We start from the raw sequence: 15,134 nt of genomic DNA on the forward strand, positions 1-15,134 counted from the left end.
TCGGTCACGGCGTGCTGCCTACGTGGAGGCACCGCGTCCCACCTGTCGACCGATCCGCCAGCCGGAGGGCTCGCTCGCGGCGACTCAGGGAGCGCTCCCGTCTGCTGCTCACTTCCTCGGCGCGACGGCGATGGTGCCCTTGATCATCCCCATGCCGCACTCGAATTTGAGCTCCCCTGCCTTCAGCTCGGGGAGGTCGATGGTCACCGGCTGTCCGGTCGGCAGCTCCTTGCGGATGCCGAGGCTCGGGAAGACGACCTCCTTGGTGCAGTCGCCGCTGTCGTGGCGGACGAGCCTGAGCTCCAGCCGCTCCCCCTCGACCGCGGCGATCTTGTCGGGCACGAAGGCGCCGTGGATCATGATCTCGACCACGCGCGGCGCCTTCTGCGGCTCGGCGCTCGCGGGCTGCGAGCAGCCGAGCGCGGAGGCGACCGTGGTGATGCCGAGCGCGATCGAGAAGATTGCGTGTCTGATCTTCATGCGAGAATCTCCTTGAGGTTCTGGGTGGAAGACGCGCGGGCCTCCGCCGCATTACGGTCGAACGCGGATTTCAGCCCGCGCGCCGGAACGGCGGAGCCGGCGGGGGCCAGAGCCCCTATCTCGCCCGGCTCCAGCGCGATGCGTCGCGCCGCCCAGCTTTCTTCCAGGTGCGCGAGCGAGCTCGCCCCCGGGATGGGCAGCAGGAGCAGGTGGACGAGCTCCTGGCCCGACTGGGCGCGGGCGCTTCGGCCGGCCGCGGTTGAAAAAACTTCGGGGCCCCCGAACAGTTTCGGCCCCGGCGGCAGTCTTGGAGAGGAGAGGCCAAAACTGCCATGAAACTCTATGATTTTGCGTTTTCTCCCAATTGCCGCAAGGTCCGTGCCGTCGCCTACGAGCTCGGCGTCTCGTTCGAGCCGGTCCACGTCGACCTCTTTCAACGAGCTTCCCGCGCGCCCGAGTTTCTCGAGCTGAACCCGAACGGGCGCGTCCCGGTGCTGGTGGACGACGACCTGGTGCTCTGGGAGTCGACAGCCATCATGCGCTACCTGGCCGCAAAATGCGGCGGCGGACTGGTGCCGGCCACGGCGCGCGCCCAGGCCGAGCTGGATCGCTGGCTGGCCTGGCAGCTCGCGCACCTGGGACCGGCCATGACCGCGGTCGCGTTCGAGCGCATCGTGAAGCGCCTGACCGGCCAGGGGGCGCCCAACGAGGCGGTCATCGCCATCAGCAGCGCCGACTTCGCGCAGCTCAGCAAGGTGCTCGATGCGGCGCTGTCCGGGCGCGACTACTTGGCCGGATCGCTCTCGCTCGCCGACTTCGCGCTCGCGTCGCACTACAGCCTGGCGCCCCTGTGCGGGCTTTCGCTGGCCGAATTTCCGCGCCTCGAGTCGTGGCTCACGCGCGTGCTCGGCCGCGATAGCATGCGCCGCGCCCTCGCCGACGCCCAAGCCGCCATGAGGCCCCATGCCGCCTAAAGACGACGCCACGTTCCTGCGATCGGTCGAGCCCCTGCGGGGCGCGATCCGCCTGCACTGCTACCGCATGCTCGGCTCCGCGCACGACGGCGACGACGTGGTGCAGGAGACCTGGCTGCGCGCCTGGCGCGCCAAGGATTCGTTGGAGGACGAGGCGCTCGTCAAGCCGTGGCTCTTCCGCATCGCGACCAACGTCTGTCTGGACGAGCTGAAGCGCCGGCCGCGGCGCTTGTTTCCGACGGACGCGTTCCCCGCGACGGAGGACGCCAGGCCCCCGCTGCCGCGCGTCGAAGAGCCCGTCTGGCTGGAGCCGATGCCCGGCGCCTGGCTGGAAGGCGTCGAGGAGCGCGACCCCCAGGCGCGCTACGCGCTCAAGGAGAGCGTCGCCTTGGCCTTCGTGGCGGCCCTACAATGCCTGTCCCCGCTGCAGCGCGCGACGCTGCTGCTCCGCGACGTGGTCGGACTGTCGGCGGCGGAGACGGCGCAAGCGCTCGCCACGAGCGTGGAGGCCGCGAACAGCGCGTTGTTCCGCGCCCGCACCGCGATCGGCGGCAAGCTCGGCGGGGCGGAGCCGGTCGATATCGCGACGACCACGCAAGTGGATCCGCGTTTGCTCGAACAGTACGTGCGCGCCTTCGAGGAGGCGAACCTCGACGCCCTGGTCGCGCTATTCCACGAAGACATGCGCACCACCATGCCGCCGGCGCCAACCTGGGTCTCCGGGCGCGCCGCCAACGAGCGCTTCTACCGGCGGATGTTCGGCAGCATCGTCCCTGGGCAATTCCTGCACTTGCGCATCGCCGCGAACGGACAACCGGCATTGGCCTTCTATCGTCCCCGAGCCGCTGGCGCGCCACACACCCTGTCGGCGATTCAGCTCGTCACCACGCGCGACGGCGCTATCGCGACCGTCGACCATTTCATGCTGCCCGAGGTGTACCCCCTGTTCGGCGTGCCGTCGGAGCTGCCCACCTGATGAGCGAGTGCATTGGGGGGGCCGTCGCCACGATCCCCCACGAACGCCGCACGATCGGAAAATTCGGCGCGCCGCCGTGTGCCGCGAGGCGCGCGTGCGGCGAGGAAACGAGCGCGCCCCCCGTCCGTCTCCAGCCCCAGCGTATACCAGACATGGGGGCTTGCCGGAAGCCCCCGGGCATGCCGCACCATGCTGCACCATGAAGATGCCGAAGCACGCCGTGGTGATCGCTGGTGGAGGTCCGACGGGACTCATGTTGGCGGCCGAGCTGGCGCTGGCGCGGATCGACGTGGCCATCGTCGAGCGGCGCGAAAACCAGGACCTCGCCGGCTCGCGCGCGGGCGGTCTGCACGCGCGCACGATCGAGGTCTTCGATCAGCGTGGCGTCGCGGAGCGCTTCCTCTCACAAGGGCAGGCGATGCAGGTCGCCGGCTTCTCGTTCATCCCTCTCGACATCAGCGACTTCCCCGTTCGCCACAACTACGGGCTCGCGCTCCGCCAGAACCGGATCGAGCGCATCCTGGCCGACTGGGTCTCCGAGCTGCCGGTGAAGCTCTATCGCGGGCGTGACGTGACGGGGTTTGCGCAGGACGACACGGGCGTCGACGTCGAGCTGTCTGACGGCGTGACGCTACGAGCGAAGTACCTCGTCGGGTGCGACGGCGGCCGCAGCCTGGTCCGCAAGAAGGCGGGCATCGACTTCGCCGGGTGGGACGCGTCGACGAGCTACCTGATCGCGGAGGTGGACATGGTGGACGAGCCCGCGTGGGGCGTCCGCCGCGGCGAGAAGGGCGTCAACGCGCTGGGTAGGCTGGAGGACGGAAAGCGTGTCGGCGTCGTGCTCGTGGAGCCGCACGTCGGCAAAGCCGACAAGCCGACGCTACAGGACCTGCGCGACGCGCTCGTCGCGGTCTACGGCACCGACTTCGGTGTTCGTAACCCGACCTGGCTATCCCGATTCAGCGACATGGCTCGGCAAGCGGCGTCCTACCGAGACCGGCGTGTCCTCCTGGCGGGCGACGCGGCGCACGTGCACGCGCCGGCAGGTGGACAGGGGCTCAACATCGGCGTCCAGGACGCCGTGAACCTGGGATGGAAGCTCGCCCAGGTGGTGAGCGGCACATCGCCCGACAGCCTGCTCGATACCTATCACGCCGAGCGGCACCCCATCGCTGCCCGCGTGCTGCGCCTGACCATGGCACAAACCGCGCTCGGTCGCGGCGACGATCGAACGGAGGCCCTGCGCGAGACCGTGACGGAGCTGCTCAAGATCGACGAGCCGCGCAAGCGCTACGCCGCGATGATGTCTGGTCTCGACATTCGCTACGACCTCGGTGAAGGACACCCGCTGCTCGGACGTCGGATGCCCGATCTCGACCTCGTCACCGAGAGCGGACCGCTGCGCGCATTCACGCTGCTGCACGAGGCAAGGCCGGTCTTGCTCAACCTCGGTGAGCCGGGGGCCTTCGACATCACTCCCTGGGCCGCTCGTGTTCGGCTGCTCGAAGCCCGCCCCGCTGGTGTGTGGGAGCTCCCGGTGCTCGGCGCGGTAGCTGCGCCGACTGCTGTCTTGATCCGACCCGACGGACACGTCGCGTGGGTCGGAGAGGGGACGGACCACGGCCTTCGTGACGCCCTCACCACCTGGTTCGGACCGCCCACGCAGCGGAGCGCCACCGCGTAGATTGCCCCGGCAGCGAAGCGCGCGAATGCGCTCGACGCCGACAGCGAGCCGTATCTAGAGTCCCACGACGAGGAGCACATGACCATGCAGCCCAAGAACACCATCTGCCTGTGGTTCGACAAAGACGCGGAGGAGGCCGCTCGCTTCTACGCCGCTACCTTTCCGGATAGCAAAGTGAACGCCGTCCATAAGGCGCCTGGCGATTTTCCAGGAGGCAAGGAGGGTGATGTCCTCACGGTGGACTTCACGGTTTGCGGCGTTCCCTGCATCGGCCTCAATGGCGGGCCAGTGTTCAAGCACAACGAAGCCTTTTCCTTCCAGATTGCCACAGACAATCAGGAGGAGACGGACCGGTACTGGAATGCGATCGTGAACAACGGAGGCCAGGAAAGCGCCTGCGGCTGGTGCAAGGACCGCTGGGGCCTATCCTGGCAGATCACCCCACGCACGCTCACCGACGCTCTAGCCGCTGGTGGCGCCGAGGCCAAGCGCGCCTTCGAGGCGATGATGTCGATGACGAAGATCGACGTCGCCACCATCGAAAAAGCCCGCCGCGGTTGATCACTCCACGACGATGAAGAGCTCGTCTTCCACCAAGGAGACGTCGTCGTGGAAGAACCGTGGGGCGTAGCTGCCGCGATCCGCGGGCGCGCGCAGGGGAACGCTGCCGCCTGCGACGACGTTCGCGGGCGCGACCATGTCGTCGTTCAGGTAGCGCCAGACCGACGCGGTGCGAACGTTCCCGCGCGGCGTCGGCCCGGTGCGGGCGCGAGGTGCGCTTCAGCGATCGGCGAGCGGCAAGGTAAACGAGAAGGTGCTCCCGTCGCCAACCCGGCTCTCCACCCAGATTCGCCCACCGTGCGCCTGGACGATCCCCCGCGCAATGGCCAGACCGAGGCCAGTGCCGCGCTGCCCGTTGTTCGGGCGCGTCCAGTACGGGTCGAAGATGAGTGGGAGGTGTTCGGCCGCGATTCCGACACCGGAATCCCGGACGTGGATCCCCACCTCGCCGTCGAGCGCCTCGGCACGCACGCAGATCGCCCCGCCGTCGGGCGTGAACTTGTGGGCATTCCTGAGCAGGTTGGAGAGGACCTGGACGATCCGGTCGCGATCGGCGAGCACCGGCGGCAGATCCGTCGGAACCTTCACGTGCACCGACAACGAGCGGCCGGCCTCGCCGAAGCGCGCTGTTTCCGTCGCATCCGCCACGAGGTCGGAGACCTCGTGGGGGGCGGGCAGGATCGACAATCGGCGAGCGTCGATGCTCGCCACGTCGAGCAGGTCGGCGATGAGGCGGTTGCTGTGGCGCGCTGCGCGCTCGATCGTCCGTACGCCGTCCCGCAACTTCTCCTCGTCGACGCGGGACGCCAGCTCCCGCTTCAGCAGGGCCGCCCGGAGCATGATCGCGCTGAGGGGGTTGCGGAGATCGTGGGCCACGATGCCGAGCATCTGCTCGCGCTTCCGGACCGCATCCTGTGCCTCGGCGCGGGCGCGCATCTCCGACTCGAAGAGGGCATTGCGCTCGACCGCCTGAGCGCACTGATCCGCCATCGTGGCGACCAGCTTACGCATCGCCGGATCGAGGCGGCACGAACCCTCGATGATGAACACCAGGCCGCCGAGATCCCGACCGTGGATCCGGAGCGGCAGCGCCACGAGGCGTGGCGAGGCCATGGCGGACATGGTGGGGCGCGGGGCGAAGCGCGTGGCGGTCCCCTCGACCTCGTTGGGGTCCGGCAGGATGACCAGCTCGCCGCGGCACAGGGCCAGGACGACCGGCTGCTCCGGATCGGACGGGATCGACGGGAAGGGCGACGTCCCGTTGTCGCCGGTCGAGGCCACGAGGCGCAGCCCTCGTGGGTCGTCCGTTCGCAGGTAGGCCCGCGCGCCCTGGGCCTGAAGGATCGCGCCGATCGCGCGGATCGCGACGCCGGCGGACTCTCCGGCGCTGCATGTGCGGGCGAGCGCGGCCGTGACGGCCTGCAGGCGGGCGAGCTGCTCGCGCGCCTCTTCTGCCTGGATCCGGCCCGCCTCCTCGGCCTCGCGGCGGCGGCTTTCCCATGACGCCTGCAGCTCGCGCTCGATCGTGTAGGCGATGTGCGCCACCAGCGCGAGCCGCTCGGGGCTGCCGGTCGCGGCGGACGTGCTGACGTCGATCGCGCCGATGATCGTACCGTCGGGCGCGTGGATCGGCGCGCCGGTGCACGTGCAATCGTCGAATGCGCTCGCGAAATGCTCCGGCCCGATGATCGCGACCGGGCGATTGGCTGCAATGGCGGTGCCGGCGCCGTTGGTCCCCATCGTCCGCTCCGACCAGTCGAATCCGGGCAGGAGGCCGAATGTCTCCATCATCGGACGAGACGTGCCGACCGAGTGAAGGACGATGCCGTCCCCATCGACGAGGTAGACGGCCGGCTCCGACGCCCGTAGCAGCGCGGCGGCCCAGTGCAGGTGAGGGATGGCGGCCCGGACCAGGTCGGCGCTCCGTTCCAGCCTTCTCGCGAGCTCCTCGTCGTCGATCCGCCGGAAGGGCGGACGAACGGGGTCGACCGCCGCCGCCCGACTGCGCTCCCATGAGTCGAGCACGAGACGGCACAGCGGGTCGGCGAGATCCAGCTCGCGGACGAAATCGTTCCACTTGCGGAACCGTTCTTTCGCGACCGTGGCGCCCGGCGTTCCAGCATCCCCCATGGACATCAACTTCGTAACACGAGAGCTGCGCCAGAGCACGAGCCTGCTGACCCGGCAACTCGCCGTTCACGTCACCATGCTGCGGAGCGTGGTCGGCGTCGTGCGGTTGCTTGGCCGCATGGTTGTGTTCTCTCGCATGGCTGCCGGGGCGAGGGCCCTGTACGTCAGGGAAGAGGGAAGATATCGTCTCTGCAGCCCGGCAGTCCGATCTGTAGAGCTCAGGAAATCGCGACCAGGGCGAGGTCGGAGAATTCGCCTGAGACTGGCGTATTCGAAGCTTTTTGAGAGACGATGGTCCAGCGGTCAGCGGATGGTCGGGCCCGACGTAACCGCCCCGCCGCCGTCATCCACCGGACGCTGCTCCCGGAGCCTTCGTCGGGCATACCCGTCGCGGGACGACATCGGCGTGCGAGCCCGTCGGCAGCGCGGGCGGCTGCAGTGGTCGCCTCGTTTGCCAGCACCCTGAGCCGCGCCGTCGCCCTCGGGGATGAGGTAGCGGCCCGGGTCGTTCACGAGGCGATCGGCCGGCTGCTCGGGCTGCCGCTGGCACCGGAGAGGTGAGCAAGCTTGGGCCGAACGTCGAGCCCGCCGCTCGCGTGATCGAGCGCGCCCCGGTCAACGAGCGCGAGGAGGACGGCGCGCGAGGCTGGATGACGTGCGCGGCGACAGACGACGACCAGCTCGGCGGGGCGCGACGCTGCGCGGATCTTCCACGCGGCGAACTCCAGGTCGAGCGAGGAGCAGCGAACAAGCACGGCGCCGCTCTTCGCCGCAACGGTCCGGAGCGCGCGACGGCGGGGTGTTCCTCGGCGCGAGCGAGGTGTAGGATGCCCTCTTGAATCAGCCCACACCATCCGGCCCCGATCTGCTCGACGTCCTCGAGGCGCGGTTCAACTTCCGCGAGCTCCGCCCAGGCCAGCGCGCGGTCATGGATGCCTTGCTCTCGGGCCACAGCGCGCTCGCGGTCTTCCCGACAGGCGGCGGCAAATCGCTCTGCTACCAGCTCCCCGCGCTCCTGCTCGACGGGGTCACGATCGTCATCTCTCCGCTGATCGCGCTGATGAAGGATCAGATCGATTTCCTCAGCGCGCGCGGCATCGCCGCGGTCCGGCTCGATTCGTCGCTGTCAGCCGACGGCGCGGCGGAGGCGCACAGGGATCTGCGCTCGGGCAAGACGAAGCTGCTCTATGTCGCCCCCGAGCGGTTCGTGAGCGAGCGGTTCATGTCGCTGCTGAAAGAGCTCAAGATCGCCATCTTCGCGGTGGACGAGGCCCACTGCATCTCCGAGTGGGGACACAACTTCCGCCCCGACTACCTGAGGCTCGCGGACACCGCCCGGGCGCTCGGTGTGCCACGCGTGCTCGCGTTGACGGCCACCGCGACGCCCGGGGTCGTGCGCGACGTCTGCGCCACATTCGGCATCCGCGAGGAGCACACGGTCATCACCGGCTTCTACCGACCGAACCTCGAGCTCCGCGCGACGGCGGTGAGCGCGACCGCGCGCGACCGGGTCCTGATTGAGCGCCTGCGATCCCGGCCGCCCGGCTCCACCATCGTCTATGTCACGCTCCAGAAGACCGCCGAGCACGTGGCCGAGAAGCTCGCTTCTGCGGGGCTGCCGGCGCGCGCGTACCACGCCGGGATGGAGGCGGCGGAGCGCGCGCGCGTGCAGGACGACTGGATGCAGAGCGACCGCGGCATCGTGGTCGCCACCATTGCGTTCGGGATGGGGATCGACAAGCCCGACGTGCGTTATGTCGACCATTACAATCTCCCGAAGAGCCTCGAGAGTTATAGTCAGGAGATCGGCCGCGCCGGCAGGGACCAGGCGCACTCGGTGGTCGAGGTCTTCGTGTGCGGCGACGATCTGCCGGTCCTCGAGAACTTCGCCTACGGCGACACGCCGACCGAGGACGCGCTCCACGGGGTGGTCGGCGCCGTGCTCGCCGCGCCCCAGGTGGAGCTCGGCCTGCACGCGCTGGGGACGCGCCACGACGTCCGGCCGCTCGTGCTCCGCACCGCGCTGACCTACCTCGAGCTGATGGGCGCGGTCCGGCAGCTCACGCCGCACTACGCCGGCTACGAGGTGCGGCTCCACCGCAGGCTCGAGGAGGTCATCGCGTCGGTGAAGGGCGAGCCGGCGCGGTTCCTCGAGGCGCTCTTCGGCCATGCGAGGAAGGGGCGAGTCCTGTACGCGGTCGACCCGGCCGCCGCCGCCGCCGCGCTGGAGCAGCCGCGCGAGCGGGTGGTGCGCGCGCTCGAGTACCTCGAGCGGCAGGGGCTCGCGGAGCTCAAGGCGTCGGACATCCGGCACCGCTTCGTGCGCGTCGCCTCGACGGACGACGCGGGCGCCCTCGTCGGCGAGCTCCTCGCGCGCTTCGCGAGGCGCGAGGACGCCGAGATCGGGCGCGTGCGGCAGGTGATCGAGCTGCTCACCTCGGAGCGCTGTCACGCCGCCGCGCTCGCCGCGTACTTCGGCGAACGCCTCGACGCCGCGTGCGGGCGCTGCACCTTCTGCCGCGCCGGCGTCGCCGTGACGCTGCCGGAGCCGGCGCACGCGCCGCCGATGCCGGTGGGGCTCGACGTCGCCGCGTTCACGGCGCTGCGCGCGGCGCACGCGGGCGCCCTGGGCCATCCTCGCCAGGCGGCGCGTTTCCTCTGCGGCCTCTCGAGCCCGGCGACCACCCAGGCCAAGCTCGCGCGCGATCCGCTCTTCGGCGTACTCATCACGCGCCGGTTCGCCGAGGTGCTCGACTGGTGCGCCGGGCTTCCCCGCCTCACCGGCGCCGCAGCAGCGACCTGACCAAGGCCGGCTCCGCCTCGGCCTGCTCGGCGCTCCCGGCGGGAAGTGAGGATCCCAGGGCTCCTCAGGTCGGACGCACGACCCCGTAAACACCGAGCGCCGCGAGGGCCATTCCCTCGTGCAGGAGCGCGACGGACGCAGTCGTTCTGGACGAGCGACGACCTGGTAATCTGGTCGACGCCCGCCTACCTCGAGTTCTGCGTGTCCCCCTGTATCCTCTATGCGGACGAACCTGCGGTGATCGAGCAGGCGCTCGCGTGGATCCAGGCGAACCATCCTGAGCTGAGCATCGAGCGGAGCGAGGTTACGCGCTGATCGAGCGCCGGCACCGGCGGCTCACCCTGTTCCTGCCGCCGCAGACCGTGGAGTGAGCGCGGCCCCTTTGACGACGCGGCGGCGGAGGGCGCTCCGTTGGGCCACACCGGAGCCGCCCTCGGCGGCGAAACAGGCGGAAGCTATGAAAATCGCTACCATTTCCGGCGGCCGCTCGCCATCGGCGGCTTTCTCTGGCGGGGTTTCTGTCCCGCGGTGCTAGCCGGATCGCCGGAACAGGCTCATCAATCGCCTGAGCAGCCCCGGTTTCGCGGTCGGCGCGGCCGCTGCCGGCTCCGCCTGGTCGCGGCGTGCTGACCTTGGCGCCGCATCGCGGGGCTTTGCCACAGCGGCGTCACGGGGCTTTGCTGCAGCAGGAGGCGCTCCGGGCTCCTCACGGGCGGCCTCTACGCTCTGGTCCGCGGTGCGCTCGGCCGCGCGGCTCGGTGCCTGCTTCCCTGCCTTCCTTTCGGCCCGCGCCTGGACTCTGGCCTTCATTGCCTCCTTCGCGGTGAGCGCGGGCTTCTTCTTCCGCGGGAATGCGGCGCTGGGGGGAGGCACCCACGCGGCGTCCCGGCGCGGCTCGGGAGTCGCCGTCGTCTCTGGCGCCGGAGCCGGCGCCACGCCGCGCGTCTCGGCGGGCTGCGACTGCCGCGACGCCTTGCGGGAAGCGTTGGCCTCTCCGGCGGCGGGCGCGCGCTTCGCGTCGGCGAGCGCGGCGCGCTCCGCCTCGTTCTGCGCGGGATCCGCGGCGGCAGCCGCGCGCTGCTCTCGCGTGGCGGCGCCCTGTGCTGGAGGGGCCGCGGGCGCGTGGGTCTGGGTAGCACCCCCGGCGCCTGTCCGGCCGCGCGGCGTCGCCCCATCCCGCGTCCACCTGGCCTTGTCCGGCGAGCGGCGCTCGGCCGCGTTGCCCTCGCGCGCTCCGCGCTCGGCCGGGCCGCCGTCGCGTCCTGCGCGCTCCGCCGGCCCGCGCTCGCGCGCTCCACGGTCGGCAGGTCCACGCTCCGCCGGCCGCGCCGAGCGCCGCGGCGGCGGCTCCTGCGCGGGCGCTGGCGTGCGCGGTCGGCGCATGTCGATGACCCGCGGCGGCCGCGATCGAGCGGGCGCAGCGGCGGAGGGTGCAGCGGGCGCAGCGTCGGCCGGCACGACCACGGCGTCTGCTGCGCTCGCTGCGCCCGCCGTCGTGGTCGTCGCCGTGCCGCCGGAAGAGGCCTCCACGCTCGCTTCCGCCGCCCCTCCGGCGGCTTCCGTCGCGCGCTCCTCGACGGGCCCCGCGCTCTCCGGTTGCCCCTCCCCGTTTTCCGCTGTGCTTTGCTCGACCATGGGGCTCCTCCATAGCGTTGTCGGGCGCTCCGCGAAACCGGATCTCACCGCCTCGTACGCGTGGCGGGGGCGCGGCCCGCTGCCCTGCGTGTGCCGCGGACCGCGCGAGCCCATCGATGGTCGGCGCGCGAAACCACGAGCGCGCGCCCGTGACGGCCCGTCGACCTCTCGCGGCGCGTGGCCGGCGCGGTGCGAGGCGTTCGTTCCAGGCGCAAGCCGACGCCGGAGCAGGTCGGCAGGGCCGCGGCGCGTAGCCTGCGCGATGCGTGCCGTTCGAAGAGCGAAGAGAGGGATGAAGCGGCCGCGCCGTGCGGAGCTGCGCGCCGTCGCGGCAAGCCGGCCCGGGGCGCTCGGCCCCGGCCGGCTTGCCTTGCGGCCCGGCTACTCGCCCAGGTAGGGGACGAGGTTGACGGTCTCGCGGTCGAGCTGGTGAATCCCGAATCGGCCGGCGGCGAACAGGACCTCCTCGCCGCTGGTCACGAACCTCTCGGGCCAGCCCCACGTGGGGAAGAACGCCTGTGCCTTCGGCGCCTCCGGCTCCTCGAGCGAGATCGCCAGGGCGCCGCCGGGCACCTCGAAGAGCGCCCGCATGTCGGCCGTGTGGCGCAGCGACGCCCACGAGGCGAGTCGGACGGTGGAGAGCACGTCGAACTCGGGGATCGCGGGGTTCTCGTTCTCCGGCTCGGGCGGCGGCGCCTCACCTGTCGGCGAGAGCGTGGTCAGCTTCTGGTTCGGATCCCATCCGCCGTACCACCCGTTGCCCGGACGCCAGATCAGGCTGTGGGACAGGACGGGCAGCCCGCGGCCGTCGATGGAGATCGCGTTGACCTGGCGGTCCGGGAACTTCTGGTACTCCTGCAGGTACGCGAGCCCCTCGTGCACCTCGAGCCGCGCGATCGCCGTCTCGATGAACTGCTGGCCCCACACCCTGTCCCTCGCGTAGATCGACGCCCCCTGGATCGCGAGCACCTCGCCGGGCACGTTGATCCCCGGATCGAGCGCGGGCTGCGACGGGTTGGTCAGATCGAGGTGCGTGAGGAAGTACTGCGTGCGCGGGCGCGGATCGTCCGGCGCGAGCCCGCTCATCGAGCGCTTGATATTGAAGTAGAGCTCCCCGTTGTCGTTGAGGACATTCACGGTCTCGTTGTCGTCCGGCAGCGCGACGGCCGGCGCCACCGTCGGGTGGTCCGGGTCGGAGAGGTCGACCACGTGGACCTCGATTTGCGCCCAGCTGCGGCGCGGGACGTACTCATAACAATACGTCGACGTGATCCCCACGATGTCGTTCCGGTCGACCTCGACCGGCGCGCAGCTCGTGTCCGCGCCGGGGTGGTCCGTGCACTCCGCGAACCCGCCGTTGCAGTACTCCTCGCCGCCGATGTTGCGGCACGTGCGCTCTCCGGCCATGTACGTGCAGCCTTCCTGCCCGAAGCAGCCCGGATCCTCGACCGAGTTGGTCCGGCACGCCCAGCCGACCCCGAGGTCCTCGGAGTGGCCGATGACGCGCAGGAAGGCGAGGGCATCGCGCCCGGGGTGCACGGTCGAGAACGAGCTCGCCCCGCCGTAGTAGCCGCCCGTGGCGGGGAGATCGCTCGTGTCGAGCGTGCCCGCCCGCCGCGGCGCGGTCGGATCGGACAGGTCGATCACCTCGAGGTGGGTCACCTTGCCCACCCAGTTCTCGAAGGTGGTGGTCAGCGACACGAGCAGGTCGCCCACCTGATGCAGCTGCGCGTCGGCCGGCAGATCGAAGGTGGCGATCGGCTGCGCGAGCTGGGTGAGCCCGGCGCTCGGCACGACCTCCGCCTTGATCTTCCGGTTCTCGGCGGGGGTCCAGTAGAGATCGTAAGGCATCTTCACGCGGACGCGGTGCTCGCCGAACGCGAAGACCTTCACATAATCCGGGGCGAGATCGAGGTGTCCGAGCTTCTCGGGCGTGTCGAGCTTGTCCTGCGCATAGAGGGTGAGCTCCTCATCGGAGACGTTCGCGGTGGCGATGTCCTCGGCGCGGAACGTGCGGCGCGCGGGCGTCCCGTGCTCCATCACGCCGCGGCGGGTCAGCGTGGTGTCCGAGAAGGTGAAGATCTGCACGCCGGAGAACGGCCGCCGGTAGTTGTCCACGGTCCTGCTCGCGGAGAACGGGAGCAGCACGAGGCCCGTCTCGGGCTCCCCGCTCGGCGCCACGGCGTCCACCGCGTCGTCGAGCACGGTGAACGCGCGGTGGTCCCAGTCGGCCTCGGACCAGCTCCAGCCCTGGGCGCCGCCGTCGATCTCGGCGCGCGCCACCAGCGGATCCTGGCTGGTCAGATCGGTGATGTCATAGAGGCTGGCGGCGAGCTTCCGGCCGTTCTGATCGTTCACGCCGATGCCGATCAGGCGGGTCGCGCCGAAGACCGGGCGGAAGAAGTTGTTCCACCCGGACACGATGAACTCGCTCTCCTCGGTGATGTTCCCGCTCGGATCGATGGAGAAGGCGTGGAAAGGATCCTGGCGCCGGTAGGTGACCGCGAACGCCCTGTCGTCCAGGAAGATGGCGCCGTAGAGCGACTGTTCGGCGCCGAAATCCTCGCTGTCGATCGGCACGATGTTGTCGGGATCGGCCGCGTTCCACGTCTCGAGGTAGCTGGGCGACCCGTCGGCCCACTGCGGACCGGAGAAGACCCGCAGCATGTTGTCGCGGAAGTCCATGTGGAACTGGGAGCGCACGTAGCCGGCCGCGCTCACGCTGTCGCGCAGCACCATGGACCCGTCGCGGTTCGAGATGTCGATGATCGAGATCTCGCTGGGATCCTGCGACCAGCTGCCGCTGTTGCGCGCCACGAGGAGCACGTCCGCCTCCGCGTGGATGGCGGTCACGGTGTCGCCGAGCTCGATAGCGCTCCTCTCGACGAGCGCGTCGACGCCGACATCGAAGCTCCGGACGAGGGTCTTGTTGACCCACTGGAACTGCCCGGGGTTGATCTCCTCGAGCTCCGAGCCGTTCGAGGCGATGTAGAGCGAGCTCGCGCTCTCGCCGCGCGCGAGGCGGCTCGTCATGATGGCGCCCGTGACCGGGTACTGCGACAGGAGCTTCGGCGCGGCGCGGTCGGCGATGTCGATGAACAGCACCGTCCCGCCGGTCCGCCGCTCCACGGTGAGGCCATCGGCCTTGAGCTGGTAGCCGGCCCAGTCGTTCAGGAGCACGACCGCGCGGTCGCCGACGACGTACATCTCGACAGGGGTGCCGGCGATCTGCATCTGGCCCAGGAACTTCGGGTCCGACGGGTCCTGGATGTCGATGACCTGCAGGCCGCGGAAGGTGTTGAGGTTGAGGAGCTGCCCGCCGCCGAGGACGCGGTAGATGTCGCCTTCCTCGAGCTCGCGGCTCTCTTCCTCTTCTTCCTCCTCCTCCTCTTCCTCTTCTTCCTCCTCGCCGAGGTACCCCTCGGTGAACGGATCATCGGCCGACACGAAATCGGTGGGCCCCTGTGGGGTCTCGGGCTCTGGCTCCTCGGGCTCTTCCTTGGGAGGATCGGGATCAGGCTCCTCCTCTTCGGGCGGAGGGTTCTCGTTCTCTTCTTCGTCCGGCTCCGGCGGGGTCTGCTCCTGGGGTACGGGCTTGGTGTCGTCGCGCCCGCATCCCTGTCCGAGCATCAAGAGGAGCGCGGCCATCACGCTGGCCTGCGCCGACAGCACGCCTCTGAACAGTGCTCTTCTCATCACCACGGCTCACTCCTCCCTGGTACCTCGCTCGAGGTACGGAGACTGCACACATCGATGGCTCGACCACGGTTCAACGTGGTCGGAACGTCGCGGCCCGAGGGCGGCGGTGCGGCGAGTCCCGGCGAGCGGTCGAGGGCGCGTCCGGCACGGCGCTGCCCGCAATCGAGCCGGTCTTCGCGCCTTCGTGCTACG

At 70.2% G+C, this 15,134-nt stretch carries 12 protein-coding genes; 5 read left to right on the forward strand and 7 right to left on the reverse strand.

The features are described from left to right. Positions 1–108 precede the first annotated feature (108 nt). Together POL72_RS45185 and POL72_RS45190 are read right to left on the reverse strand one after the other, a co-directional pair. The gene (locus POL72_RS45185) at positions 109–480 is read right to left on the reverse strand and encodes a cupredoxin domain-containing protein (RefSeq protein WP_272103114.1); all 372 of its coding nucleotides are present in this window, start codon (positions 478–480) and stop codon (positions 109–111) included. Further along, on the reverse strand, positions 477–902 hold the full coding sequence (locus POL72_RS45190; RefSeq protein ID WP_272103891.1) for a hypothetical protein: 426 nt from the start codon (positions 900–902) through the stop codon (positions 477–479). Before POL72_RS45190 ends, POL72_RS45185 begins: the two co-directional genes overlap by 4 nt. On the opposite strand from POL72_RS45190, the gene POL72_RS45195 reads away from it, so the two are divergent. From POL72_RS45195 to POL72_RS45210, 4 genes are all read left to right on the forward strand, one after another. Beyond that, positions 813–1,454 carry a glutathione S-transferase family protein gene (locus tag POL72_RS45195; RefSeq protein ID WP_272103115.1) on the forward strand — a complete coding sequence of 214 codons (642 nt, stop codon included), beginning with the start codon at positions 813–815 and terminating at the stop codon, positions 1,452–1,454. The two genes, POL72_RS45190 and POL72_RS45195, sit on opposite strands and share 90 nt — an antisense overlap. Further along, positions 1,444–2,430 carry an RNA polymerase subunit sigma-70 gene (locus POL72_RS45200; protein WP_272103116.1) on the forward strand — a complete coding sequence of 329 codons (987 nt, stop codon included), beginning with the start codon at positions 1,444–1,446 and terminating at the stop codon, positions 2,428–2,430. The genes POL72_RS45195 and POL72_RS45200 overlap by 11 nt, the downstream gene beginning before the upstream one ends. A gap of 199 nt (positions 2,431–2,629) precedes the next feature. After that, the gene (locus POL72_RS45205; RefSeq protein WP_276598046.1) at positions 2,630–4,114 is read left to right on the forward strand and encodes an FAD-dependent monooxygenase; all 1,485 of its coding nucleotides are present in this window, start codon (positions 2,630–2,632) and stop codon (positions 4,112–4,114) included. Between the two features lie 78 nt (positions 4,115–4,192). Then, positions 4,193–4,675, forward strand: a complete 483-nt coding sequence (locus POL72_RS45210) for a VOC family protein (RefSeq protein ID WP_272103117.1) — start codon at positions 4,193–4,195, stop codon at positions 4,673–4,675. On the opposite strand, the gene POL72_RS45215 is transcribed toward POL72_RS45210, so the two are convergent. The 3 genes from POL72_RS45215 to POL72_RS45225 form a co-directional block, all read right to left on the reverse strand. Next, positions 4,676–4,813: a hypothetical protein gene (locus POL72_RS45215; RefSeq protein WP_272103118.1), complete on the reverse strand. Its 138-nt coding sequence runs from the start codon at positions 4,811–4,813 to the stop codon at positions 4,676–4,678. An 81-nt stretch (positions 4,814–4,894) separates the two neighbouring features. Beyond that, positions 4,895–6,805 (reverse strand): ATP-binding protein, encoded by a 1,911-nt coding sequence (locus POL72_RS45220; protein ID WP_272103119.1) that lies wholly within the window; start codon positions 6,803–6,805, stop codon positions 4,895–4,897. Between the two features lie 509 nt (positions 6,806–7,314). Continuing rightward, positions 7,315–7,560 (reverse strand): hypothetical protein, encoded by a 246-nt coding sequence (locus tag POL72_RS45225; RefSeq protein WP_272103120.1) that lies wholly within the window; start codon positions 7,558–7,560, stop codon positions 7,315–7,317. A gap of 80 nt (positions 7,561–7,640) precedes the next feature. On the opposite strand from POL72_RS45225, the gene POL72_RS45230 reads away from it, so the two are divergent. Further along, positions 7,641–9,608: a RecQ family ATP-dependent DNA helicase gene (locus tag POL72_RS45230; protein WP_272103121.1), complete on the forward strand. Its 1,968-nt coding sequence runs from the start codon at positions 7,641–7,643 to the stop codon at positions 9,606–9,608. A gap of 531 nt (positions 9,609–10,139) precedes the next feature. On the opposite strand, the gene POL72_RS45235 is transcribed toward POL72_RS45230, so the two are convergent. Then, a complete protein-coding gene (locus POL72_RS45235) occupies positions 10,140–11,243 on the reverse strand; it encodes a hypothetical protein (RefSeq protein WP_272103122.1) in 1,104 nt (367 codons plus the stop codon). 381 nt (positions 11,244–11,624) lie between these two features. Continuing rightward, the gene (locus POL72_RS45240) at positions 11,625–14,939 is read right to left on the reverse strand and encodes a beta-propeller domain-containing protein (RefSeq protein WP_272103123.1); all 3,315 of its coding nucleotides are present in this window, start codon (positions 14,937–14,939) and stop codon (positions 11,625–11,627) included. Positions 14,940–15,134 lie beyond the last annotated feature (195 nt).

The sequence above is a fragment of the Sorangium aterium genome (genome assembly GCF_028368935.1).
Lineage (GTDB): Bacteria > Myxococcota_A > Polyangia > Polyangiales > Polyangiaceae > Sorangium > Sorangium atrum.